The organism is Streptomyces sp. NPDC001890 (genome assembly GCF_042891445.1).
GTDB lineage: Bacteria > Actinomycetota > Actinomycetes > Streptomycetales > Streptomycetaceae > Streptomyces.
In genome coordinates, this window is sequence record NZ_JBIATE010000052.1 from 1 (window position 1) to 23,454 (window position 23,454).

The window sequence follows — 23,454 nt, forward strand, 5'->3', positions numbered from 1 at the left end:
GGGGGATGTCGCGGACCTGCGCGTGTGCCATCGCTGCCTCTGCAAGGGGTGTGGGAGCGGAGAGAGAAAAGGGGCCGCCGCCCGTACACCGTGGCCCAGGGGGCGGGCGGCAATGTACGGGCGGCGCGAGCGGCGAAGGGGGACATCGGCCGCTGTAACGGGTAGCCCAGCAGGCTGTGGAGGCGCTCTCAATGGCGCTTCCACGCTGGCGGGCGCCGGTTTCGGCTTCTCCCACCCCTTGATGCGGAATCCGGCCGGGGCGGTCCGTCAGGCGACGCCTGCGGTTGCGTGGGAGCTATGGCTTCTGCGCCCGGCGGGCAGGCACCGACGGCGCCGGCGCAGCTGCGGCTGGTGCACGGTGTAGGTTCCATGCCCGGCAGTCAAAGTCCGTTGCTCTGACCAGCAACTGTCGGGCGATTCCCGTGGTGTGTCTTCGTCTTTGTCCCGCCTCCGTGTCGGTTCTCTCAACGCAGGACGAACACCGGACGCGGGCACAGGGGGTTTACCTGCGGATTCCGGCACGGGATTCGGGTTCTCACATCTGGCTGATGGATACGGGAGGGGCCTTACAGCGGCCAGTTGATGAGGTCATCGCGGACCCAGCCGCGCTGGCCGGCGTGGGAGCCGGAGTTGACCTTGATGTAGAGCCAAGGCTGCTTGGTGATGTCCACCTGCCGGTAGCAGTCGACATAGACCCTGGCGCCCTTGGTCAGCTGCCCGTAGGACCCGTACGAGGTGCCTGGCCCCTTGCGGAGGTTCACATTGCGGACGTAGACCTTGCCATTGCGGTTGGCGTCATTGGTGCACTTGGAGTTACCTCCGACGGCGGCCGCAGCCGGAGCCATGGCAACCGTCCCTCCCACCAGAAGCGTGGTCGAGACTGCCAACGCCACAGCACCTATTCGCGTGCGCATTGCTCTCCATTCGATGTCTCTCGAAAGTGCCGTCGGGGCCTCCGGCTCGATGCCGGATCCGACACAGTTCCGACTTTGCGGAGGGGATTCCGACACGAGATTCGGGAACCCACACACGGGCGCGGATGTCTGGGTCAGCCGGCCAGGTTGACCAGGCCGTCGCTGCGTACCCACCCCTGGGTGCCCTTGCGGATACCGGACTTCGAGCGGGTGATCTTGGCGTAGTCCCAGCTGCCCTTGCTGCACATCACGGTGAGCTTGTCGCCGCGGTAGAGGTACCCCAGGCTCTTGTAGCCGGTGGAGGGGCCGGAGCGGTAGTTCCAGGCGTTCTTGCTGACGGTGGCACCGTAGTTGGACCAGTTGTGCGTGCACTGGCTGTTCTCGCCGACGGCGTAGGCGGCCGGTGCGGTGGTGGCGGTCAGGGCGGCTGCGGCGGCCACCGCCATGACGGCGGGGACAATGGCGGCGCGGGTCGCGATACGGCGGATCATCGTGGAGCCCTTTCGAAGAACGTGGCGCGAAGTGGCCTGGCAGAGTCGATGCTGCGCACCTGGGGGTGGTCGGTGACCGACTTGGCCGCCCGGCTCCCGCGACCTGCAACGACAACTTGGGGTGCCGGTCCGCAGGGCGGGAACAGCAGCGCGGCCAGCTCGCAGGTGGGCGCAGCCGGCCGCTTCGAAGTACCCCGGCCCGGCCGCGATGATGGGATCTGCCGGTGGCCGCTGTCCCACTTGCCGGCCTCCGCGACTCGGCCGGCCCTTCCCGCAGGCGGAACCGGCCGGGAGGCGGCCGGCGGCCGGTTCCCGGCGTGGCGGCAGCGCTCGGGTCCGTGGGGCGGGAGGCGCAGCCGGGATTCACGGCGCATCCTCCCGCCCCACGGCGTGCTCGGCGGCCGGGGGCCCGAGGCGGCTGCGGGCGAGCGTAGATGGGGTGGCACCTGTTGCCCCAGTGACCCGTATGGAGCCGATGACGTGAGCCTCCGCACCGCCCCGAACCTGCCCGATGAGGGCCTGGCCATCGGCTTCCAGCCGTCTCCGCCCGCGGCCGACACCCGAGAGCTGCATCGGCTGTACCGCGCTCTGGACCGGGCCGAGCGGCCGTTCCTGGGCTTTCCGGGCCACCTGGGCCAGGTGGTGGCAGAACTTGCCCCGCTGCTGAGCATGTTCGCCGATCAGCCGAGCGGCTCGTACTCCCCCACCGTGCTCGACACCGGCACCGGGGAATACGAGAAGGCGGTGCTCACCTACTTCGCCGCGCTCGCCGGAGCCTCACCCGAGGAGGCATACGGCTACGTGGCGGCCTCACCGCGCGAGGCACTCCTGCACGGTCTGGTCATGGCCCGCCGCGGATTGCCGGAGTCGTCGGTGTACGTCAGCGAGCAGGCCCACTTCGACGTCGTGCGGGCCTGCGAGCTGCTGGGGATGAACACGGTGCTCGTGAACGCGCTGCCCGACAGCACGATGGATCCCGACGATCTGCGTCTGCAGACACGGATGCGGCGTGGGGCGGGGGCGCTGGTGGTGGCCACCTGCGGCACTCCCCTGCACGGCGCCATCGACAACGTGGCCGAGCTGCGCGCCGCGGCCGCCATGTCCGGTCCGGTGCACATCCATGTCGATGCAAGCGCGGGCGGGCTGGCGGCCGCGCACAGCGACCAGGTGCCGCCGTGGTCGCTCGCGCACGGGGCGCACTCCATCACCCTGTCCGGGCACCGGCTTCTGGGCCTGCCCGTCCCGGCGGGCATCTCGCTGGTGCGCCGCGAGCAGGACCCGCCCACGACCCTGGGGATCCAGATACCCGACCGCCTGGTGGTCGGCTCCCGCAGCGGGCTGAGTGCGCTGCTGCTGTGGACGCGGCTGCGCTCCCTGGGACGGGCCGGTGTGGCCGCCATGGTCGCCCGGTGCCAGGACACCGCCGGCTACGCGATGGAGCAGCTCGAGGCTGCGGGAGCATCGCCGGAACGTTTCCCCGGCTCTCTGGCCGTCGCCTTCGACCGGCCCCCGACCTGGGTGGTCGACAAGTGGCGCCTTGAGTGCTTCGGGCACCTGGCGCGGATCAGCACCACCGGGCCCATGACGCACACCGCCGTCGACGAGCTCTGCGCCGACCTGTCCGCCGCCCGTCTGGGAGCGGTCGCGTGACCCCCGCCATCGGTGGTCTGATCTGATGGGCCGCACCCCAGAGCCCGCGTACGCGCGCATCTGCGTGACACCCACCCGAGGTGGTACCTCAGCCTGCCCGGCGACGGCACGATCGGCATCGTGCGGTGGCCGACGACCGCAGGGCAGGTTCTGCACCGGAACGAGGGAACGGGTGCTGCTCCAAGACTGGCTCGGCGCGACCGCTTCAGAAGTGATCGGCCTGGGCAGGGTCCACCTGCCCCCGGCGCCGCTGGCCAAGGCGGTGCTGCTCATGCCGCACGGATCAACTCGGCGGGCGTGCTCGCGCATGGCGCCAGCATCCGACGAGTGCGTACTGTCGCGCTCGCCGACGCGGAGCATATGGTCCTGCCGGGTCAGATCACCGATGCGGTCACGATCAGCGCGCTCTTCAGGGACCGCCGGGCCGGTCTGAGCGGATGAGGGACCCGATCCCCAAACCGGCTCCCGCGAGCAGCGGGTGGTGGGGTTCTTCACAGGGTCCGGCCAGGCGTCGGCGCGATGGTTCGTCGTGTGTCTTCGTGAGGACCACGCCTGCCACGTGGTCCTCCAGTACCAGGGACCATGCCACCTATGCATGAAGCGGAGCAGCTGGACACCTCCCCGATCAACAACGACGACTTCCACGCAGCCGTCCACGCGGACTTCCTTTCCAACCACCTGGATCCCGGCAACCTTCTCCTCTCAGGAGAGACGGACGAGGTGTGGTGCACAGCCGCTCTGCCCGATGAAGTGTGGTGGCACTCGGCAGCGATTCATGAAAGCGCGCACGCCACATTGGCGTGGATGCTTGGCCTGTCCATCCAGCGCCTCGCTCTCGCCCAGGACCGGGCCCAGCTCCAAGGTGGCGGGGCGTGGGTGGACGGACCTGCCGATGCCCAGTACTACGCCGTCGAGAAACTCGGCCCTGCCATCGCGCAGGCCGACTGGTTGACCTACCGCGGATATACCCATCCAGAACTTGGCCGTTGCGTGAAAGAGCTATCGGGCTCAGGTGACCAGGCCATCGTGGACGGATTCACTGACCGGGGATTCGTCGTGGACCGGATTCAGGCGGTCGAGGATGCCGGTGCACTTCTTACTCATCCCCGCGCACAGGCGTCACTGCATGCCTTGGCCGAACTACTCCTTGAGGAACGGGACCTGGAAGGCAGCCAGATCGCGCGCGTCTTCCACAGCCACCGACTTGAGCAACGCCCGCACACGCAGGTGTGGCGTCCCGGACGCCGTCTCGCTCTGGTCGCCGCCCCGCCCCCGCAGGCATCTCCCCACCGCACCGAACCTCCCAAGCCTGCCGCGCAGACACCTCAGGCGAATCCCGAGGTGTCGCTGGATCGACTGCTTTCCCTGGCCAAGCGCGTCGATGCTGAATCCCAGACCCGGCAACGCGTCGCCAAGACACCGCAGGAGCACGACCGCACAGACGGGGTGCCGAAGGCTGCTCAGGCCTTCACGGAACACCTCCTCAACCATGGCCGCCACCAGGGCCAGCAGCCGGGGCGATGACATCTCGAAATTCGTCCCCTGCTGCAAGAACGACCAGGCCCGCCACGGATACGCCAGAGAACGGTGGACTGTCGATGATGAGCGAAGCGTTCACCCGTCGGAGCTCACCCAGCATGCTGACCGACCGCAGACACTCGGCGCGGAGGGCGGCACTGCACACCGCACCGCCACAGCGGTTGGCGGCGAGGTGCCCAACCAACTCGGCGTTGCTGGTCGGCCGGGCCGGTCACGGCGCTTGGGCTTGCAACCCCATTTTTTCAATCGGCACGTTGAGTTTCCAGCTCGTGCCGGATCCGTCGCCCTCACGGTAGCGAGTCATGCTGACGCCCGTACCAGAGTCCGACCAGCAACCATTTTTGTTCTTCTATGGGCGGGGGTACTCGTCAGTCCGGAGCCCGGCTGCCTGCTCAAGCAGTCGGCCGCCAGCGGCATGAGCAGTACCACCGCCGCCAGGCCCACGTCCGCGGCCAACCGGACCACGGCTCCCAACAGCCCGACCGCAACGGTTGCCGGCGGCCACCCCTCGGCCGCCGGGTACAGGGCTGTGTAGAGGAGTCCGTGCCCGGCAGCGAGGGCGCCGCCGCACACGAGCGTGGCCATGAAGGCCATGGCGAGGTGGGGCAGGCCGCGTCGGATGAGCGGGCCGCCCGCGCGCAGGAGCAGGGAGATCACGGTGCCCAGGGTCCAGGTCACCAGTTCATTCCAGGGGTGGTGGAACCGGTGGCCAGGGTTTGGGCGTGGGCCTCGGCGTGGGCAATGAGCGCCGCCGGGTCGGGAGCGTCCGGGACAGCGGGGCGTGCCATGGCCGCTTGCACGCGGCCGCGGATGTGCTTCTCGTCGAGGGAAACGCCGGCGGCCGCGGTGTGCTCCAGCACGGCGCGGGTGCGGGTCAGCAGGTCGGTCTCCGCACCGGTGGTGGCCCGTCGGCGGGCGGGAACCGGCTGCTGGAGCTGGTAGTGGATCTGGCCGTCCAGCGCCTGAGCCGCGCGCTCCAGAGTGCCGAATGCCTCGATGACGCGGCGCTGGGTCTGTGCGGCCGCGACCGGGGCGAGCGCCTCGGGCAGGTCGCGAGAGGCCGGGGCGGGAAAAGCCAGGCGGCCGAGCGCATCGTGCAGGAGGTGCAGTTGACCCTCGCGCGCGGCCAGGTAGGAGGTCTTGGCGTGCAGCAGTTCGGGGTCGGCGAAGAAGTCGGTGCTGTCCTCGGCCGTGGTCGCGGCGCGCTGCGCGGTCAGGTCCTCGACCGCGTCCTGCGCGGTGGCCGAGTTCCGCCGCCAGGCGGCGGCCGGGCCGCTGGTGGCCAGGGGACGGGCCGGGATCGGGAAGGCGTCCTGTAGCTGCCGCGCCTCCTGCTCACGCCCCGCGTACGCGGCTGCGGTGTAGGCGCGGACGGCCTCTCGAGCCTGAGCCAGGTGGGCGGCGCGCGGTGCATCGAGGGCGGGGACGGCGATGCCAAGGGCGCTGTCGGATCGCCGGTCGCGTAGGTAGTCGGTGATGTCCGGCTGGAGGACGGCCCACAGCTGCTGGGCGGGCGCATCCCGCAGGGAGATCTGGTCGAGCAGCCAGTTGGCCATCTCCTTGAGCGCCGGCACGTCGGCGGACAGGGATTCCACGGCGTGCCAGTCCTCGATCAGCTCGGTGCGGGGGCGGTGGACGCGCTCCAGCCGGTCGAGGAGGTCGACGGTCCTCAGCCCAGTGCTTTCCACCAAGTCCGCGGTGGCCTGGTCCTGTTCGCCGGCGCGCTCCAGGGCCTGGGTGAGTACGGACGGGGGCGGGTAGCTGGCCAGGGCGCGCATGTGACAGGTCCAGGCGGCGGCCGCGGCGATCCACCCCAGCTCCAGGCCCTGCGGCGCTGCGGCGTTGCGCCGGTAGAGCCAGCTGGCCAGCAGGTCGGTGAGCCGGGCCTCATCGTTGGAGGGATCGTGCATCAGCTGGGCGGCGAGTTCGCCGGGGGTGTGCTCGCGCAGGCTGCCGGGATCGGCGGTGATGATGGCCAGTTGCCGTACTCCGTCGTCCAGGTGGAGCCAGCGGCGCAGGGCCTCCTGCCGGCTGTGGGTGATCTCCTGCAGCTCGATGCGCGTGAGGTCGGCGCCCGCGTGGGCGATCCCGGTCTCCCCCACCCGGGGCGCCTCGGCCTCTGTCCAAGTGGTCAGCTCGCTTCCCTCTGTCAGCCATGCCAGGGCGTACGCGTCCTCTCCCCGCTCGGCCAGCCAGGTCCGGAAATCGTCGGGGAGGGGGGTGTGCTGCTCGCTCATCGAGGGGACCTTCTGCTCGGCGGTGGCGCCGCGCGGCCCGTGGCGGCTGGCGGCAGCTTGCCCGGGCCGAGAGTGGCCGCCGGCCTGCCCGCCGGGAGGGTTTTGTCAGGCGGGAGGCGGCGGCCAGGCATCAGCAGCAGCGTCCCGCGAGACGGGACGGGCACGGTGAAAGGGACCGATACGGAACGGCTCGGCGACGAGTGAGGGTGTCCGGCAACGCAGTTGCTGTGCCGACGTCGCAGCCGCACCGGCGTGTCGGGTCCGGTACGAGATGGCGTGGCAGGCTGGCGGGGTCGGGAAGTCCAGCTGCGGCTGCCCGATCAGCCGCGCGCCGTGGGCCCGGGCGTGCTTGCCCGAGCGTGCCCGTCATCTGCTCCAGGATCTGCGCGCCGTACGTTGCGTCGTGGCCGTCCTTGTGCGGGATCCACGTGCAGACGAAGCCCAGGGAGGCGTCTGCATGGTCGGGCGGGGCAGCGGCTCGTGCATTGGTTGCCCCCGGTTTTGCTCAGCGTCCCTGCCCAGACCGCCGGCGGCGGGGCCGCTGCGGTGCGCGGCGAGCGCTCCGTAGGGGCGCCGCATCATCGGTGGTGGGCGGGGCGGCCGAGGAGAAGCCGCCCGCGACGCCCGGCCGGGCGGGTGCCGGTACCTGGGTGGTCCTCGCGGCGGGCCGCTCGGTGGTGCGGGCCGGCCGGGCGGCGCGGGCCAGGACGGTGGTGTTCGGGATCAGCGGTGCGCAGGTCTCGCAGACCTCTTCGACGCTCCATACCCGGCGTACCGTCGGGTCGTGGCGCAGGATCATCACCACGGCGCCGGCGCAGTGCGCCTTGGCTGCGGGGTGGGCGCCGCACCGCTGGGAGCCGCAGTGGCACCAGGCGTTCGGGCGGATGGTGGCCGCTTTCGCGTGGGCGGCGGCGTGCTGGGCTGCGAAGGTGCGCAGCGCGGTGAGGTCCTTGGAGCGGGGCGGCATCCGGCAGGCTTCGGTGCTGCAGGTGACCGTGGCGGATCGGTCGCTGTGCCCATGGAGTCGGACAGTCCAGGCCCGTCCGGGGATGCGCTCGGTGGAGGATTCGCTGTGCACGGTCGTCACGGCCGTCCGTTCTGGTTGCTCGGTTACTCGGTGGTGTCGCTCCACTATGTGCTACCTGCCTGCGCGTTGGCAGCAGGTTTCGGCCCCAGGGCGGCACGGGTTCCAGGCGATGAGTCGGCCCCTTGTTCCGGTGTCCCATCAGGCGACCGACGGTGTCGGGCAGTACGCCGGTCACCGTGACTGGCCGCCTTGTTCGTGCCCCATCCGGGTGCCGTCCTTCACTGCTTCCTCGCCGTAAGTCTGGGAAGCGGCCGCTCTTTGCCCCCTGGGGACCACCTGCGGTCCGCAGCGGCGCTGGCCGCCGGAAAGCGCGAGTACGGGGAGCGGCTGGGCGACGTCCCACTCGATGAGCTGCCCGCCCTGGCGCTGGTAGAACGCCTGCTTCTCAGCCTTGCGCCGGTCGTAGGTCTCTTTGCCCTGGATGCCGTAGACCTCGACGTAGGCCGTGGGTGTCACGTCGGTGAGTACGAAGTCGGGCAGGACAGCGTCGGCGGTGTCGTAGCGCAGGGGCTTGACGAAGGCACGGCGGCGGGCGGCGAGGGCATCGGCCATGACCACCTCGTAGGAGGAGTCGGCGGGAATGAAAGTGCCGGTGGTGAGCATCGCGGCCAGGTCGACGGCGATGAGGTGTCCCTTGGGGCTGCGCTCGACGACGAACAGGGCGATCCGTGTGGCGCCGTGCTCGGCGGCCGTCTTGCCGAAGGCGTGGCGGTAGGAGCGGGTGGCCCTCGCGTGCAGGGCCGCGCGGGCATAGAGCGGGGTGCGCTGGTGCGCCAGGCGGTAGGCGACGCCGTACGGGGTGGGTGCCACCTCTTTGATCTGTCCGAGGATCAGGGCGCGCTGTTCGGTCATGCCGTGGCGCCCCAGACGTGCGCGGAAGACATCCAGAGCGGCGGCGTTCGCGTGGGCCGTGGCGGGGGTGAAGGGCGGTACGACGTAGAGCGCCTCTTCCGTGCCTCGGCCGTTGATGGTGGTCTCACGCAGTTGTTGGTGCAGACGGGCGTGGCACGTGTGCCAGGTGGGGCGCCGTGTCTGCGGGTACGAGACGTTGAGTTGGGCCTGTTCCCAGAGCCAGTGCAGCAGTCCGAGCAGGCCGACGGAGCGCCGCGAGCCTGCTTCGTCTCCGGTCTCTTCCGGTGCGGCAACGTGGGGTTCGGGCTGGGCCAGGGTGCTGGTGAGGGGGGTGGCCAGGCGGATGAACACGCCGTCGTCGGTCTCCCGGATGGCTTGCGTGCTGTAGCGGTCGCGGCCGGAAAGGGCGGGTCCGAGTTTGTGGAAGGGGCAGTGGGAGTCGTGTCGTTCGCCCTCGCCGGGCCAGCCTGCGACGTGGTAGCGGCCCGCACGGGTGCAGCGGATCACCAAGCGCAGGGCGGGGCGGCGGCACAGGCACCAGGCGTGGCCGACCTCGGCCCGGGCACGGGCGAACAGCGGGGCGCTCTCCGTGGAGTGTTCACGCAGCCAGCCCAGTTGTACGGTGCGGCCCGCCAGTTGGATACGTCCGGGGCCGGTTGTGGGTGCCATGTTCGTCTGCCTTCAGCCGAGGAGGGGCCCGCACCGTGGGCTGATCCTCTGGTGCGGGGGTGTCGGTGCAGTGCTTGCCCGGGCGGTGTTCAGCGGGTGGGCGACCCGTGGCCGGGGCGGTGTGTGTCGGGCGGGGGCTGTTGGCGCAGCGGTGAGGTCGGCGGCAGGAGGGCGGCGCGGTCGGCCGCGGTGCGGGCCCGCATCTGTTCCAGGCGGCGTGCGACGCGGGCGTGGGTGTACAGGTCGATCGCGTCGGTGAGGTGGTCCCATTCTTCGCCGTCGAGGCCTGCGGGGCGCGGGCCCAGGACGTCGGGGCCTGCGCGGTGGTGGCGGCGTCGGTAGTCGCCGATGGCGGTGAGGAGCTTGGTGTAGGTGCGCTGCTCGTCCTCGTCGTCCTCGCCGGGGGCGGTGATCTCCTCCATCCAGGATTCGGGCAGGGGTTCGCCGGCGAGTACGGCGGCCAGAGCGCGCCGCGCGATGCGTGCGTCCAGGGCGCCGTAGGAAAGGGGGGCGACACCAAGGGGGTCGCGCAGGGCCGGGTGGTCGGGCAGCGGCCCGGTGGGTGGCGGCGTATCGAGGTGGCTGAGGGCGGCTTCGATCATGACCGAGGCGGGGGCGTCGGGCGGCGGGAGATGAAGCGGGCGGCGGCGTCCGGTCAGGGCGCGTACCCGGGCGTCCAGGTCGTCCCAGGCCGCTGCGTCCTGCGGGTCGGCGGGGCGCGGACCCAGCCCGGGCACGCCGGTGATGGCGTGGCGGGTGCGCCACAGCTCCACCAGAGCGCAGGTGGTGGCCCATGCGCGGCGCCGGCGGGGTGCGCTGGTGGGCGGCGGCGGGCCGAGGGGGCGGGCCCAGGCGGGCGGGGCAGCGGCCAGGGTGTGGCCGCGGTCGGCCAGGGCACGGGCCAGGATGCGGTGGCGCTCGGCGAGGTGAGTGACCCAGTGCTCGGGGGTGCCGGGATGGGCCAGGGCGTGCCGGTCGGCGGCCCAGTCGGGTATTTCACCGCGGTAGTTGGGCCGGTGGGGGGCGTAGTCGGGCAGGCGCTCGCGCCATCGCAGCTCGGCGTAGATCTTGTCGGAGACGGCGTCGGCGCGGGCCAGGGCGGCGCGCGCGGAGTGCCGGCGCTGGGCCGTGGTGGCACGCCGTGTCGACAGGGTCCGGCGGATCGCGGCCGGTGAGGTGGCTTGGGGGGCGGCGCTGCTGGTGGCCCGCTCACGCTGAAATTCCTCGCGGGCGGCGTCGCGCCAGTTCAGGGCGCGGCGCAGCTGGGACTCGCGGGTGAGGCCGGCGATGACGTGCCGGGCGGTTTCGGAGAGCGGAGTTCTGTTTGTCTGGGCGCGGCGCATCTGGGCGCGCACCGTGGCCAGTTGGGCGGCGAGCTGTCGGCGGGTCAGGTTGCCCATGGGGCGCTGGTCCCAGGGCGGGTGGGTGTGGCCGGCGCGGGTGGTGACGTCGGTGGGCAGGTGGGTGAAGGCGGCGTCGGCGGCCTTGAGTGCCTCGCGGGCGGTGTCCCGGTGGGAGGCGGCGAGCTTCTTCAGGGTGTGCAGTTGGGCCAGGGTGAGCGCTGCCAGGGGACGGGGCTGGTCGTCCTGCTGGGCTTCGGCGGCGTCCTGCATTCGCTCGCGCAGCCGCCAGGTCAGCACCGCGGAGGGGTCGTCCGCGTCGGCGAAGCCGCGCCTGGGCACGGTTCTTCCCAGCAGGCGGGGCAGGTCGAACCCGGCCCGCTCGGCGTCGGTCAGGGCGCGGATCAGGGCCGGGTAGGCGTCGGCGGCCATGAACATCGCCGCTCGATCGGTGCCGAGGGCGTGCTCGATCAGGCCGGTCAGCCGGGCGGTGGTGGCGCGCTCCGCGACATCGGCGAACTCCGCCGACAGCTGCCCGGGCGCGGCGATTTCCTGCTGCAGCGCGGCGATCGACTCGGTCGCCGACAGCTGGGCGCGGCGCCTCGCGGCGATCGAGGCAAGGACGTCGTCCAGGCGGTCGCCGTCCTCGATCGCGACGTAGAGGCGGTTGGTGCGCGCCCCGCGGGTCAGCTGGACGTAGACGCCCTCGCGGTTGGAGCGGGCGGAGGCCAGCGCGTGCGAGGTGTCGACCGTCATGCCCTGGGAGCGGTGGATGGTGGAGGCGTAGCCGAGCTCGCACTGGGCGGCCATGTAGTGGGCGGGAAGGCGGATGCGTCCGCGGTGCTGGGTGTGGCGGACCACCACGTCGCCGCCGGGCAGGATCTCCTGGATGCGCCAGGTGTCGCCGTTCTTCACGAAGTCGCGCCCGCCGCGCACCGTCATGCGGCGCCGGTTGAGGCGGGTGACGATGACGTCGCCGAGGTGTGCGTGCTGCCCGGCCCGCAGGGCGGCGGACCGGCTTGTGTCGACGGTCCCGGCTTCGATGTGCCAGGCCTGGGCTCGCAGGTTGAGCTCGGTCACGGTCGCGGTGTCGGCGGCCGTCATCAGCGAGGTGAGCCCCTTGCCCAGGTCCTTGGCCCAGGCGGCGAACACCATGTCGCACATCACGTCGTAGTCGCCGGCGACGATCCGGCCCTTGTCCCGGTACCAGTCGAAGGCGGCACGGTGGTCCTCACCGTCGCGCAGGACGAGGGAGGCATCGGCCTCCCCGGCCACCCGGAAGCGGTGCAGCTGGTCGAGTTCGACGGCGCCGCCTGCCCGTGAGATGAGGCGCAGTGCTCCCCCGGCCTCGACGGCGGCGAGCTGGTGCGGGTCGCCGAGCAGGCGCACCACCGCACCGGCGGCCGCCGCGTCCGCGAGGATCCGATCGAGCAGGAGGGTGCCGGCCATGCCCGCCTCGTCGACCAGGACGACGTCGCCAGGCCGTAGCTGGAAGTCCTTGCCGACCGTCTTTCCTTCGGCCGCCCGGCCGCGCTGGTGCAGCCAGGAGTGCAGGGTGTGGGCGCGCGCATCGAGGTCGCCGCCGAGGACTTTTGCCGCGCGGGAGGAGGGGGCGAGCGGGATCAGCCGGCCGCCGGCTGCGTCCACGGCCTTCGCCACCAGACGCATCGCTGTGGTCTTTCCGGCGCCCGCCGGTCCAAGGCCAGCCAGCAGTAGCTTCTCCGACAGGACGAAGGAGGAGGCCAGCGCGCGCTGTCCGGCGTCCATCGGGCTGCGGTTCAGGGCGGCGACGCGGGCGAAGGTGCCCCGCCCCACCGGCGGGATCACGCTTCGGCGCGCGGCGGCCAGGAGCCGGTTCTCGGCCGCCAGCAGGGAGTGGGTGGTGTAGGTGTCCGACCCGATGGGCCGGTAGACAGATGTGCCGTCCGCCCGTTGCAGGTCGGGGTGCGGCGGGTTGATCTCGGGCGGGGTGATGTCCAGGCAGTCCCCGTGGGCGAGCACCCGGTCGGTGATCTGCTCGGCCGCCTGGGGCTCGGCGGTGGCCCCGGCCAGGGTTCGCATCAGGTAGCGGCGTGCCTCGGCCAGGACGTGGCGGCGACGGAAGGTCGTACGGCGCTCGCAGACCGCCGCCAAGACTTCCTCGGCAGCCGCGGCGAGGTCGAACGCGGCCGGGGCGGGCCTTGCCTGGGCGGCGGCCTGCGCGGTGGCGATCAGGTTGTCGACGACCTCGCGGTCGGTGGCCGCGATCGCCCGGCGCCGCCAGTCGACGAGCAGTTCGTTCAGGGAGCGGGCCTGGCGCTTGGGCGGGCGGGTCTTCACGGTCGCCTTCCACTGCAGCCGGGTACGGGCCGGCCGCCCCGGCTCGCGGCCGTGACGGCGCCGGTAGTCGTCGAACAGGGTGTCCGCCATGGTGCGCACCGCGTGGGAACGCTGCGCAAACGCGGCGCGCAGACGCCGGTCGATGCCGACGATTCTCATCACCGGCCGCTGCCCGGGGGTGACCTCGACCTCCTCGGCAGCCAGGCCCAGACGGGAGCAGACGAGTTCGAGGGACCTCTGGTTGAACAGCTCGCTGGCGACTACGACATCGCGCAGCAGGAGGCGGGAGTCCAGGTTGCGCCAGCGGCCGTCCGGCCCTTTCACACGCGGGGATATGACCGCGTGCTCGTGCACCATGGGGTCGCCGGCGCGTGATTCGTAGTGAAGGTAGACGGTGGCCAGCAAGCCGGGCTCGGCCCGCTGCTGAGCCACGCCGCCCGGCCCGGTACGGACCGCGAGCGAATGGTCCTCCAGCCAGGCCAGAGCCTCCGAGCGGGCCTGGCCCAGGACCTCAAGGACGACCCGCCGCACCTCGGGGCCGCCGAGCGCGAACAGCAACGACAGCTCCTCGGACGAGAAGGTGAGGTCGTAGCCGGTCACGGCGCGGCGTTGCGGACCGGTCCGCGCGGCCAGGAACCGGCCGAGCTCGGCTCCGTCGGACGCGGACCGGTGGTACTCGGCCTCGAAGGCGCGCGCCGCACACCGCATCCGCAGGTTTTTCGTCTCGGCCTTCGTCAGCGGCCGGCACAACTGCTCACCGACGTGTGTGAGGACCTCCTCGATCTCCTTGTCGAGCGGTGAGGACTCTGCGAGTCGCGGGACGGCCGGCCCGAGCTTGGCCGCCTTCATGGCCCCCTTGAGCGAGGCCCCCTCGCTCAGTTCGCGGGCCGCGATCACCGCGGCATCGGGGTGCATACCAAGCCCGAACAGGGCCCGCATCTGCGTGTCGCTCACGATGCCGGACAGCCCCAGAGCGCGGGCGCCCTGCCCGTGCCACACACCGGGCGGCACCCCCGGCACGCTGGAGGACACCGTCAGCTCGGCGCCCTGGGCACCGTCACCGAGGGCGATGTTGCGCCGGTAGTAGCGCTCCCGCCCCGCGGTGAACGCGTTCGCTGTCATCCCCACGACGCCAGAAGACCACCGCGTAACAGCTCGGCGCGGGCCATGACCGGTGCAGGGCCCAGAACCTCCCAGGGCCCGAAAATCAACCTTCGGACACGTCCCGCCACAAGGGAAATCAGCCCTCGAGCACGGTGGCACGTCAATAGTGCCAGAGGTGTACGACAACCGGCCTGCCACCGACCGGTGACCACACACCCGCATCCACACCGGTCCTCACCACCGACCCGGCACTCGTGGCACCCGCACACCACCGACACCACCGGCACCCCGGTCCAGGCACCACCCTCACCAGGACCGACCCCACCCCCGGGGCCCTCTCCCCCGCCGGATTCGGACGTTGTCCCGTGAGCGGGACCGGGCGCGGCGACGGTCGTGCTACGGCCTGGGACGTGGGCGGCTCCAGCGGTTCGGCGGGTCTGCGGGCGGCTGAGACTGGCGCGACGCGGCCCGCCACGGGGTGGGCCCGGACGGCCGGGAGGTGGCTGCGGTGGCGGGGATCCGGACCAAGCGCAAGGGGAAGAACAGCGAGATGCTGGCGCGGCGGCGGGCGGCGCTGGAGCGTGCCGCGGAGCGGATGGCGGAGCAGCGGCGGGTGGCGGAGGAGGCGGAGGCTGAGCGGCTGCGTAAGGAGGCGGCGTTCGATGAGCTGGCGGCCGACTTCGAGTTGGCGGTGGAGGACGAGCGGTTGGTGGCTGCGGAGGTGGAGGAGGAGGTGCGTCGGGTGCGTGAGCGGGGTCAGGTGCGGATTGATGAGGCGCGGGTGGTGGCGGCGCGGGTGGTGGTGGCGATGGGTAAGGCTGGGGAGACGGTGGCCGGGTGCGGGCGCCGGTTGGGTGTGGGGGCGGAGCGGGTCAAGGAGCTTCGTCGGCTGGGGCGTGAGGACTCGGCCGGGGAGGGCTCGTCGGAGACGGCGCCGGAGAGGTTGAAGGCGGGCCCCCCGGCGAAGGCGATGGTGCCGGAGAAGGCGACGGCAGGCGGGCCGGGCGGGGAGCAGCCGCGTGGTGGGGGGCGCGCGTCGGGGCAGGCGGGTGCGGCGCGGGTCGCCGCTCCCCTGGTGACTGCTCCGGCTGCTCCCCCGGTACCTCTGGCGACTCCGGCGGCTCCTCCGCGGGCGGTTACCTCGGCTTCTTCGCCGGCCGGGCCTTCGGGAGGCGTGGGCGGGGCGCGGGCGGGGTGGCCGGAGTCGTCACGGTGATGTGGGGTGCGGGCATGGAGCGGCCCCGGCTTCCGCGGGGGCGGTGGCCGGGGCCGGGTTCGGGGGTGGGGTTCAGCTCTGCTTGTTCGTCCAGGGGGCGGCGGGCCGGTGGGGTGCGGCCGGCTGGGGGGTTGGGGCCTGCTGCTGGGCGGGATAGGCGGCGGGCGCGGCGGGCTGCTGCTGCCAGGTGGCGGGGGCGGCAGGCTGTTGGGCGGGGGCTGCCTGCTGGTGGGGGACGTGGCCGGTGAAGCGGCCGGGGTCGACGTCCTTGAGGTAGACGGTGACGGTGGCCTGGTCGGCGACGAAGATGCGTTCGTGGATGCCGGGCGGGATGAGGATCCACACGACGGTGCCGTCGCGGCGCTGGGAGCGGCGGATGAGCGGCGGGGGGAGGGTGACCTCCTCGGTGATGTCGGTGTCCGGGTGGGTCTCGGGGACCGTGATGTGGTCGACGACGCTGAAGAGACCGGCGAACGTGGCGAGTTCGTTGATGGTGGTCTCGTGCTTCACGGCGCTCCCCCCTTTCTGGTTGTGGCCTGGGCCTGCGGGTTCGGTTGGACGGTAGGCGGCCTGCGGGGGTGTGTGGGGTGGGTGTGGGGGTGTGGGTGCCGGGGGGCGGGATGCGGGTTGGTGTGGCGGGTGCTTGTGGCGGGAAACACGAAAGCGGCCCCGGGCCGGGACGGGTGTCCCGGCCTGGGGCCGTGGGGGTGCGGGGCTACTTCTGGGGCGGGCCGTGGGCGAGCGGTGTGCGTGGTCAGCTGAGGTTCTGGGTGGTGGCGCAGTCTCCGTGGTCGTCGTCGTCCTGGATCTGGGTCCACTCGCTTTCCTCACGGCTGAGGGCCTGCATGATCTGCTCGAACCTTTCGCGTCTGGCGGGGAGGCTGGCTGCGAACTCGGCGTGTTCGTTGGCGTCCAGTTGCCCTGTCGCGCGCAGCAGTTCAACTGCCTGTGCCAGTGCGTCCTCCAGGTGTATCACCCGGTGTTCAAGGTGCGTGAATGCCTGACGGATCGCTCCGGGCAGTTCGGTCTGCGTCTGTGTCCTCATCTGTGTCCTCCTGTGATGTTGGTCGGTCGGTGAGCGGATCGTAGGCGGGCGGGGGGTTAGCCGGGCAAGACACGGTGCCTGGGTGTGCGGGCGTGCCGACGGCCCCGTGCTGGGACGGGTGTCTGGGCACGGGGCCGTGAGGGGGGGTGGGGGCTACTTGGTGGTCATGGCGAGGGCCATGCCCTCGTCGTCGTGGGTGATGTGGAGCAGGAAGCGGGTGGCGTGGTCGGGGGCGGTGCGCAGCAGGTGGATCAGGGGCTGGCCGTCGTCGCGCGGCTGGGTCAGGTCGAGGGTTTCGTGGAGGTCGTCGCCGCCGAGGACGGTGGAGGGGTCCGTGCCGGGCCCCCAGGTGTCGGCGAAGCAGATGTGGCGCCAGTGGCCGTTCTCGTCGCGGGCGTTGGGGGTGTTGTCGATGCCGTTGCTCATGAGGTAGGTGCCGTCGCCCTTGATCCACCACAGGCGGGGGCGGGCGTCGGTGTCGCCGGGGCCGAGGGCGTGCTCGGTGGCGGTGATGGCGTGCTCGGCGGCGTTGAGGACCTGGTCGAGGGGGAAGGTGAGCGTGCAGTCCTGTTCGGCGGAGGGGTGGCAGTTCTCGCCGAGGACTTCGCGGAGCAGGGCATCGAAGTCTTCGGGGGTGATGGGGGTGATGGGGTTGGTCATGTCGGATCCCTGGCATCGGTCGGTGTGGATGGGGGCGCGGGGTCGCCGGTGGCTCGGAGGCCGGGGCGGGCGCGGCGGGGTCGGGCGGTGGGGGGTTAGCGCGACAAGCCGCCCCGGCCCTGCGGGGCCGGGTCGGGTTGGGTTGGGTGGGATCAGTCGTCTTCGGGTTCGAGGGTTTCGGCGTGGGTGGGCAGGTCGTTGCCGTCGAACTCGGCGCACGGGCTGTCCCCCCTCTCGTGCTGGAGCTTGAGGGTGTCCTCGACCACGGAGAGGGTGTAGGTGCCGGTGTTGCGGGTCTTGTTCTCCAGGTAGCCGACGACCGCGTATGTTCCGGCGGTCGCGGTCCAGTTGCCGCCGAGGAGGCGGGCGGCCACGTGGGCGATGTCGGAGATGTGGAAGTCGGCGTCGGGGAGCGAGTCGGCGATGAGGGTGTTGTCGACCTTGTCGAGTTTCGCGGCGGCCGGGACCAGGTCGAGGCCGGTGATGGTCAGGGCCCCGGCTGTCGGGTGCGGGTCGTGGAGCTCGATGGTGTCCGCGCCCTCCAGCGCCAGTTCTTGCCGGGCTGCGGCCTCGGTGGGGGCGGTGATGTAGACGGTGATCAGGCCGGGGACGAGGAGCGCGTACTCCGTGTCGGGGGCTTCTTCGTCCGGGCCGGGGCCGGGCGGGTCGTGCTGGGCGTGGGTGGTCATGGGTGGCCTCTCGTGTGTGCGGTGCTGGGTGGTGTGCCGGCGCGGGGCGCGGCGGGCCACACGGTCGGGGGCTCGGGTGTTAGGGCGGCAAGGGACGGTCAGTGCGTGCTGGGGCCCCGGGGACGTCTCGGTGGGGGCGGCCCGGGGCTGTCCGGCGTCGTGTGGGGGCGAGGCGGGTGGGGGTACGCGATCGGCCCCGTGCCGGGAGGGTGTCCGGGCACGGGGCCGTGGGAGGGGCTGATCAGCTGTCGTTCTCGGCGTAGAACATGCAGCCGTTCGGGATGCGGGGGATGACATGCCGGGTGGTGTCGGGGGCAGGGACCTTGACCATGCTGGAGCCGTGGGCGCGGTAGTCGCGGCGCAGGAACTCGGTGGAGCTCTCGTCGAGGAGGACGTCCAGGCGGGTGACGCGGTTGTTGGGGTTGGTCTGGGTGGTGCCGGTGAGCCCGTTCCAGGAGGCGGGCGAGATGTTGACCAGTCGGACGCGGCGGCCGGGCTCGATGTTCTCCGGCACGGGGGTGGGGGTGAAGGGGATGTTTTCGACGGTCGCGGTCATGAGAGCGGTTCGCCTTCCGGTTGGGGGACCGCAGCCCCGGGGTGGGGGCGCGGCTGGTGGTGTGATGGTGCGGGGGTGGGGGGTTAGCCGGGCAAGACACGGTGATTGGTGTACGCGGGGGCGGCCCCCGGGCCGGGACGGGGGTGTCCCGGCCCCGGGGGCCGTGGGGGTGGCGGCTGTGGTGGTTCAGCGGCGGCTGGAGGCTCGGGATCCGGCGAGGCCGGTCAGGTGGGTGGGTTCGGGGACGGGGGTGAAGCCGACGGGGTCGACGCGGAGGTGAATGATCCGGTGGCCGGGGCCGGTGACCTTGATGACGTCGCCGACGGAGACGGACCGGATGTCGGTGGGCCAGGTCTGGCCGTTGTCGTCGGGGCGCTGGCGGTTGCCGACGGTGAACGCGGCATCGGCGGCGGCCTCGTGGCTGTGGATGGAGGTGCTGGCGTGGAAGACCAGGCGCAGGGGGGTGCCGTCGGGGTGGGTGGCGGTGGCGAGGGGGTGGTGGGGGCTGGTAGCCGTCGAAGTTGTGGGGCGCGGTGTTCATGTAGACGGTGGCGGTGTACACGTCCGGGGCGGGGTTGGGGTCGGGGGTGGTGATGCGGGCGGTGACAGTGGGGCGGGTCACGGCGGTCGTCACGGTGGAACTCCCATCGGGGCGTGGCTGGTTGATGGGGTGACGGTGGGGCGGTGGGCGGTTAGCCGGGCAAGCGCCGCGGCGGACCGGCGGGCGAGTTCGACGCGGGCGGCGACCAGGAGCGCCGCCCATCGCGTGCGGTCGCCGGTGCTGTAGGTCTGGGCGTCAGGCATCGGAGCGGAACAGCTTCGGTATGCCGTCGGGGAACAGCGCGCGGTGCGCCATGCGGACTTCCTGCTCCGCCGTCACCTGCGTGTCGGTGAGCCGGACGCCCGAGAGCCCGGCCATCTCGCGGGCGAGCAGGAAGCGGCCATGCAGCCAACGAAGACGGCTGTCCGGCGGCCACACCTTGACGTGCCAGACCTCTTTCCACGGCTCGCCCGCCTCGACCAGGGCGTTCACGTATTCGCCGAACTCCCGGAACAGCACGTCGCCGACGCCTCCGCGTTCCTTGACGTTCGACATGGCTACGCCTCCGCCAGGGGCGCGGCGAGCACGAACACGTGCAGGCACTTCACGGTGCCCGGCTGTTCCGCCGGTCGCAGGTACTGGACGTACCCCCTTCCCGCGGCTTCGTCGTAGGTCGCCGACGCGCGGAAGTGCTCGGCGACGATCGACGTCAGCACGTCCGTCATGGCCGTACCGCTGATGACGGCAGGGATGTCGTACGCGCTGTCCTCGTCGTGCCGGGCCACCAGCTCCCGCAGCGGCACGAGCCCGGCGCCCTGGTGGTCGAGCACGTACTGCGCGGCGTCACGGACAGGCGGAAGGGCGAGCAGAACCCTGCCCGGCAGGATGCCGCGCGGCTGGGCGGGCACGAACTGCTGCCGCACGTCCCAGCTCTCAACGGCCCGGTGCAGCGACGCGCTCACCTCAGCGTCAGTCCACCAGCCGGTGCCGTCGTCCTGCCCGTCGCCCAGGGAGGGCACCCACCACCCGTTGGTTCGGGTCCACACCTCCCCGGTGTGCGTCCACACGTAGCGGTCGCCGTCGGTGAAGAGCAGCGGGACGGCTGGCGGAGGGAACAGGGCCGACCGGACGGACGGCTCGGACAAGGTGGCAACGGACACGGTTGTTCTCCTGATCAGGATGGGTACGGCGGGGCACGGTGCGCCCTGCTCACGGCCGCGAGGGTGCGGCCATGGGGAGAGAGCAGCGGGCTGGCGGGCCGGGGCGACGAACACGCCCCGGCCGGCGGGCGGTCAGATGCGGTACTGGGCTTCGGTGACGGCGCGGCGGCGCTCCTCGTCGGGGCCGAGCGGGATGTATCGCACCGGGGCAGCCGTGCCGTCCTCGGCGATGCGCCGGACCGCGACGGCCCCGTACGGGTTGCCCCCCATCAGCGGCGGTTCGACTTCGAACAGGTACGTCGCACTACCGATGCGGCGGGCCCACTCCCACCGGCCGTTGGTGGGCATCGGCTGACGCATCCCGACGACGAACAGGCCGTAAGACCGTGCGACCTCCACCAGGGCGCGCCGTGTCTCGTACAGGGCCGCGTACGGGATGGCGCGACGCACGGCGGCCAGGAACTCCGTCATGGCCTTGTCGAGGGTGCGCCCGGTGCCGGTGCCCTCGATGGCGGTTTCCAGCTCCCGCAGCGCCTCCAGCCCGAGGAGGTAGGCGCGGTTCCAGGCCTGACGCTCCGGAGAGGCCACCCACGTGGTCCGCTCTATCGGGTCCTCGATCCGCTCGCTGTAGCGGCTGCCGCACTCGGAGGTGAGCAGCACGACGGCCCGCACGGAGGGGTGTTCCATCGTGGCGTCGTCCGGTTCGTGCAGGAACCGGGACACGGTGTGCTCCACGTCGCTCAGGAGCGTCCACTCCTCGGCGTCCTCGGCGAGCGACACGGCCCGAATCGCGCCGTGAAGGATGCGGTCGGCCTGATCGTCCATCTCGTTCACGGGGAGGGCGCACAGGGCCCCGTCGATGGCACTCAGCATCTTGCGGGTGGCGTGGCGCTCGGTGTCGCGAACGACGGACTGCCCGGCGGTGATGAGGGGGTAGAGGGTGGTACGGACGGTGGTGGTCATGGTCGAGTCCTCCAAGGGGCTCACGAAGCGGGGAACGGGGTGCCGGGGCGGGCGGGGCACGCGGTCAGTGCGCCGGGCCGTAGGTGTGCGGGGCGCGAAGGGCGTCACTGGTTGTCTTCCTGGGCGCGGGGAGCCGTGTCGGTACGGGGGGGCGAGCCAGTAGGACAAGGAGTTTTCGCGTTCCCCGGTCTCTTCGGGGGTCAGCTCGGGCTCCGTCTCCGGCGCGTCGGCCAAGTCCTCCTGCCAGCATTCGAGGAGGGTGTTCAGAGAGTGGTTAGCCGGGCAAGCCGCGGCCGGAGTGGGGACGGGCGGCCGCGGCGCGGCCCCAGCGTCGCTTCGGTGCTCATGCAGGTGGTCCGGCTGGGCGGCCTGCCGTTCGAGGCGGCGGCTCCGGGGGGTGTTGAACGCGAAGGCCCACCCCTGGGGGTGGGCCTTGTACGGGCGCGGGCGGGAGGTCGGGGTTTCGGGCGGGCAAGGGGGCGGCGGGCCGACGGCGAGGGGCGGGGTATGGGTGCGGCCCCGCACGCGGGGACGTGGGGGCCGGGTGCGGGGCTGTTGCGGGAGAGGCATGGGGATGGCCCCGCCTCCGCAGGAGTACGCGGTGGCGGGGCCAGGGGCGGGGGGTGAGGGATCAGGTGAGGATTCCGGCGGCGGTCGCTGCGGCGAGCCATTCCGCGTACTCGTGGGTGAGGCCGTCGTAGAGCTGGTTGTCGGTGACGGTGTGCGGGTTCGCGGCGTGGAAGAACGATGCGTTGTCGACCTTCCGGCCTCGGAGGTCGTCGAGCTTCTCCAGGAATTCGACCCGCCTGCCGAAGCCGACGAACGCCCAGAGGATCGGGAGTTCGGCGGCGTCCTTCAGAGCACGCTCGGTGGCTTCCTTGTCGTTGGGTCCGCCGTCGGTCTGGAAGATGACGAGCACGGGTCCGGTCTGTGAGCTGGCGCGGTAGTCGCTGATGACTGCGTCCATTGCGTCGACGTAGTCGGTCGTTCCCCACGGGGTCGTGCTGTGGGTGCGGTCGACGATTCCCGCGTAGTTGTGGAGGTCTGTGGTGATGGGGGTTTGGGCCTTGGAGGCGAAGTAGATGAGGGGGACGCTGCCGTCGTCGTCGAGGTTCGCGGACAGTCCGAGAGCCTGCTCGGCAAGGCGCTGCACACTGCCGTCGGCGTAGAAGTTGCGCATGCTTCCGGAGTGGTCGAGGACCAGGTACACGGCGGCGCGCTGCCCGGTCAGTCCGGCCTTGTCCAGGGATACGGCGGCGGCCTTGGTGAGGTTGACGAGAGGGCTGGGGATCTTGTCGAGGCTGATTGCCGGGCCCTGGCCGGTGGGGGCCGGAAGCTGGGTGGTGGGTGCGGTGGTGTTCTTGCCGAACAGTTTCATGAATTCTCTCCGTACGTTGTTGGGCGGGCCGCCCCTGCAGATGCGGGGGGCAGGGTGAAGATTCGGGCTGGGGGCTGCCGGGGTGTTGCGGTGGAGTTGCCAACGCGGTTCGCCTTTGAGACCGGTCTCGTAGTCCTCGCTGTGGGTGCTGCTCTTGATCGCCGTGTTCCGGCCTGCCGCCAGGTCCTCGGTCTGGGTTTGGCCCGGGGGTGGCTGGCGGCGGGCTGGTGTCATCTTCAGGGCGCGGCAGGCTAGCGGTGCAAGGTCGTTGGCCGGAGAGTCCGGTGGGCGGGAGCAGGTGAACAGATGTCAGCGCCCCCGTCCCGCCAAGGGGGCAGGAACAGACACGAGACCGGGCGCGCCCGCCCCGCAGGCCGCGCCCGCCAGGGCGCGGCCTGCGGAGGAACAGAGAACAGCAGACGGCGGCGGACGGCGGGCGGCGGGCGGCGGACGGCGGACGGCGGACGGCGGGGCGAACGCGCAAAGCCCACCCCGGGGGCGGGGTGGGCCTCGTACGTGCGGGATGAGCGGGGTGGTCAGTTGGCGGGGGTACCGGTCTGCTCGGTATTCCGGGCGTGGCGGTCGCCCCGGTAGATGTCGCCCTCGATGTAGGTGATCAGCGACCCGTCGGGGGCGCGCATCGTGTAGTAGACCGCGGACTCCGCCCAGACCAGTTCCCAGCCTGCGGTGTGCAGGGCCTCGCGGACGGTCTTGTCTCCCCCGGACCCTGCAAAGAAGCCGTCCCCCACCCCGCTGTCCGGGCCGTACGGGTTGCGGTCGTGGCTGAGGATGCGCACGACGTCATCAGCACCGTGTGCGGACTCCAGTTCCTTGTGCTGCTCGGCGATCACGGTCCAGAAGCGGTCGGACATGGTGTTTCTCCTCTGTCGTGTGGTGGTGGGCCGGTGGGGCGTTTCCCGGCGTTGGTGTGGAGGGTGACCGGTTGGCGGGCAAGACCCGCAACCCGCCCACCAGCCGACGGGCGATGGCGGTAGACCAGACCGGGCGGGGCGGGGTTCTGCCGCGCTTCGAAGTAGCCGACGC

Annotated in this window: 21 protein-coding genes; 3 read left to right on the plus strand and 18 right to left on the minus strand. The window is 71.7% G+C overall.

The genetic code is table 11. The annotated features are described in order from the left end of the window. Positions 1-566 precede the first annotated feature (566 nt). Both ACFYY1_RS41820 and ACFYY1_RS41825 read right to left on the minus strand, forming a co-directional pair. On the minus strand, positions 567-845 hold the full coding sequence (locus tag ACFYY1_RS41820; protein ID WP_388595235.1) for an SH3 domain-containing protein: 279 nt from the start codon (positions 843-845) through the stop codon (positions 567-569). Between the two features lie 203 nt (positions 846-1,048). After that, a complete protein-coding gene (locus ACFYY1_RS41825; protein WP_388595236.1) occupies positions 1,049-1,405 on the minus strand; it encodes an SH3 domain-containing protein in 357 nt (118 codons plus the stop codon). Positions 1,406-1,885: 480 nt separating this feature from the next. Between ACFYY1_RS41825 and ACFYY1_RS41830 the strand changes: the two genes are divergently transcribed. Beyond that, entirely contained in the window at positions 1,886-3,055 is a 1,170-nt protein-coding gene (locus tag ACFYY1_RS41830) for a pyridoxal-dependent decarboxylase (protein WP_388595237.1), read from the plus strand. 591 nt (positions 3,056-3,646) lie between these two features. Then, on the plus strand, positions 3,647-4,579 hold the full coding sequence (locus ACFYY1_RS41835; RefSeq protein ID WP_388595239.1) for a hypothetical protein: 933 nt from the start codon (positions 3,647-3,649) through the stop codon (positions 4,577-4,579). Between the two features lie 315 nt (positions 4,580-4,894). Here the strand turns inward: ACFYY1_RS41835 and ACFYY1_RS41840 are convergent, their stop codons facing one another. The 5 genes from ACFYY1_RS41840 to mobF all read right to left on the minus strand — a co-directional run bounded on the left by ACFYY1_RS41840 (position 4,895) and on the right by mobF (position 14,220). Beyond that, the gene (locus tag ACFYY1_RS41840; RefSeq protein ID WP_388595240.1) at positions 4,895-5,272 is read right to left on the minus strand and encodes a hypothetical protein; all 378 of its coding nucleotides are present in this window, start codon (positions 5,270-5,272) and stop codon (positions 4,895-4,897) included. Continuing rightward, positions 5,269-6,831 (minus strand): hypothetical protein, encoded by a 1,563-nt coding sequence (locus ACFYY1_RS41845; RefSeq protein WP_388595242.1) that lies wholly within the window; start codon positions 6,829-6,831, stop codon positions 5,269-5,271. The genes ACFYY1_RS41840 and ACFYY1_RS41845 overlap by 4 nt, the downstream gene beginning before the upstream one ends. 505 nt (positions 6,832-7,336) lie before the next feature. After that, the gene (locus ACFYY1_RS41850) at positions 7,337-7,918 is read right to left on the minus strand and encodes a hypothetical protein (protein ID WP_388595244.1); all 582 of its coding nucleotides are present in this window, start codon (positions 7,916-7,918) and stop codon (positions 7,337-7,339) included. Positions 7,919-8,089: 171 nt separating this feature from the next. Then, on the minus strand, positions 8,090-9,439 hold the full coding sequence (locus tag ACFYY1_RS41855; protein WP_388595246.1) for a DUF1173 family protein: 1,350 nt from the start codon (positions 9,437-9,439) through the stop codon (positions 8,090-8,092). Positions 9,440-9,528: 89 nt separating this feature from the next. Beyond that, complete coding sequence (gene mobF / locus ACFYY1_RS41860) at positions 9,529-14,220, minus strand: MobF family relaxase (RefSeq protein WP_388595248.1); 4,692 nt, start codon at positions 14,218-14,220, stop codon at positions 9,529-9,531. Positions 14,221-14,710: 490 nt separating this feature from the next. Here mobF and ACFYY1_RS41865 point away from each other — a divergent pair, with 490 nt between their 5' ends. Further along, on the plus strand, positions 14,711-15,418 hold the full coding sequence (locus ACFYY1_RS41865; RefSeq protein ID WP_388595250.1) for a hypothetical protein: 708 nt from the start codon (positions 14,711-14,713) through the stop codon (positions 15,416-15,418). A gap of 72 nt (positions 15,419-15,490) precedes the next feature. On the opposite strand, the gene ACFYY1_RS41870 is transcribed toward ACFYY1_RS41865, so the two are convergent. From ACFYY1_RS41870 to ACFYY1_RS41920, 11 genes are all read right to left on the minus strand, one after another. Beyond that, complete coding sequence (locus ACFYY1_RS41870; RefSeq protein ID WP_388595251.1) at positions 15,491-15,928, minus strand: hypothetical protein; 438 nt, start codon at positions 15,926-15,928, stop codon at positions 15,491-15,493. A gap of 244 nt (positions 15,929-16,172) precedes the next feature. After that, entirely contained in the window at positions 16,173-16,463 is a 291-nt protein-coding gene (locus ACFYY1_RS41875) for a hypothetical protein (protein WP_388595253.1), read from the minus strand. A gap of 153 nt (positions 16,464-16,616) precedes the next feature. Further along, entirely contained in the window at positions 16,617-17,123 is a 507-nt protein-coding gene (locus ACFYY1_RS41880; RefSeq protein WP_388595255.1) for a hypothetical protein, read from the minus strand. Between the two features lie 152 nt (positions 17,124-17,275). Further along, complete coding sequence (locus ACFYY1_RS41885) at positions 17,276-17,812, minus strand: hypothetical protein (RefSeq protein ID WP_388595257.1); 537 nt, start codon at positions 17,810-17,812, stop codon at positions 17,276-17,278. A gap of 241 nt (positions 17,813-18,053) precedes the next feature. Continuing rightward, entirely contained in the window at positions 18,054-18,368 is a 315-nt protein-coding gene (locus tag ACFYY1_RS41890) for a hypothetical protein (protein WP_388595258.1), read from the minus strand. A 630-nt stretch (positions 18,369-18,998) separates the two neighbouring features. Beyond that, on the minus strand, positions 18,999-19,172 hold the full coding sequence (locus ACFYY1_RS41895; RefSeq protein WP_388595260.1) for a hypothetical protein: 174 nt from the start codon (positions 19,170-19,172) through the stop codon (positions 18,999-19,001). Next, positions 19,165-19,464, minus strand: a complete 300-nt coding sequence (locus ACFYY1_RS41900; protein ID WP_388595261.1) for a hypothetical protein — start codon at positions 19,462-19,464, stop codon at positions 19,165-19,167. Before ACFYY1_RS41900 ends, ACFYY1_RS41895 begins: the two co-directional genes overlap by 8 nt. Positions 19,465-19,466: 2 nt before the next feature. Next, positions 19,467-20,069, minus strand: coding sequence for a hypothetical protein (locus tag ACFYY1_RS41905; RefSeq protein ID WP_351260485.1), 603 nt, complete (start codon positions 20,067-20,069; stop codon positions 19,467-19,469). 132 nt (positions 20,070-20,201) lie between these two features. Then, positions 20,202-21,032 carry a hypothetical protein gene (locus ACFYY1_RS41910; protein ID WP_388595264.1) on the minus strand — a complete coding sequence of 277 codons (831 nt, stop codon included), beginning with the start codon at positions 21,030-21,032 and terminating at the stop codon, positions 20,202-20,204. Positions 21,033-21,663: 631 nt separating this feature from the next. Then, complete coding sequence (locus ACFYY1_RS41915; protein WP_388595265.1) at positions 21,664-22,410, minus strand: VWA domain-containing protein; 747 nt, start codon at positions 22,408-22,410, stop codon at positions 21,664-21,666. Between the two features lie 536 nt (positions 22,411-22,946). Beyond that, positions 22,947-23,282, minus strand: coding sequence for a hypothetical protein (locus ACFYY1_RS41920; protein WP_388595266.1), 336 nt, complete (start codon positions 23,280-23,282; stop codon positions 22,947-22,949). Between the last annotated feature and the right edge of the window lie 172 nt (positions 23,283-23,454).

Bases quoted from the DNA above. Each gene is read 5' to 3' on its own strand.
- ACFYY1_RS41820 (WP_388595235.1), bottom strand. From the start codon at position 845: ATGGCTCCGGCTGCGGCCGCCGTCGGAGGTAACTCCAAGTGCACCAAT.
- ACFYY1_RS41825 (WP_388595236.1), bottom strand. From the start codon at position 1,405: ATGATCCGCCGTATCGCGACCCGCGCCGCCATTGTCCCCGCCGTCATG.
- ACFYY1_RS41835 (WP_388595239.1), top strand. From the start codon at position 3,647: ATGCATGAAGCGGAGCAGCTGGACACCTCCCCGATCAACAACGACGAC.
- ACFYY1_RS41845 (WP_388595242.1), bottom strand. From the start codon at position 6,831: ATGAGCGAGCAGCACACCCCCCTCCCCGACGATTTCCGGACCTGGCTG.
- ACFYY1_RS41855 (WP_388595246.1), bottom strand. From the start codon at position 9,439: ATGGCACCCACAACCGGCCCCGGACGTATCCAACTGGCGGGCCGCACC.
- mobF (WP_388595248.1), bottom strand. From the start codon at position 14,220: ATGACAGCGAACGCGTTCACCGCGGGGCGGGAGCGCTACTACCGGCGC.
- ACFYY1_RS41875 (WP_388595253.1), bottom strand. From the start codon at position 16,463: ATGAGGACACAGACGCAGACCGAACTGCCCGGAGCGATCCGTCAGGCA.
- ACFYY1_RS41880 (WP_388595255.1), bottom strand. From the start codon at position 17,123: ATGACCAACCCCATCACCCCCATCACCCCCGAAGACTTCGATGCCCTG.
- ACFYY1_RS41885 (WP_388595257.1), bottom strand. From the start codon at position 17,812: ATGACCACCCACGCCCAGCACGACCCGCCCGGCCCCGGCCCGGACGAA.
- ACFYY1_RS41890 (WP_388595258.1), bottom strand. From the start codon at position 18,368: ATGACCGCGACCGTCGAAAACATCCCCTTCACCCCCACCCCCGTGCCG.
- ACFYY1_RS41895 (WP_388595260.1), bottom strand. From the start codon at position 19,172: ATGCCTGACGCCCAGACCTACAGCACCGGCGACCGCACGCGATGGGCG.
- ACFYY1_RS41900 (WP_388595261.1), bottom strand. From the start codon at position 19,464: ATGTCGAACGTCAAGGAACGCGGAGGCGTCGGCGACGTGCTGTTCCGG.
- ACFYY1_RS41910 (WP_388595264.1), bottom strand. From the start codon at position 21,032: ATGACCACCACCGTCCGTACCACCCTCTACCCCCTCATCACCGCCGGG.
- ACFYY1_RS41915 (WP_388595265.1), bottom strand. From the start codon at position 22,410: ATGAAACTGTTCGGCAAGAACACCACCGCACCCACCACCCAGCTTCCG.
- ACFYY1_RS41920 (WP_388595266.1), bottom strand. From the start codon at position 23,282: ATGTCCGACCGCTTCTGGACCGTGATCGCCGAGCAGCACAAGGAACTG.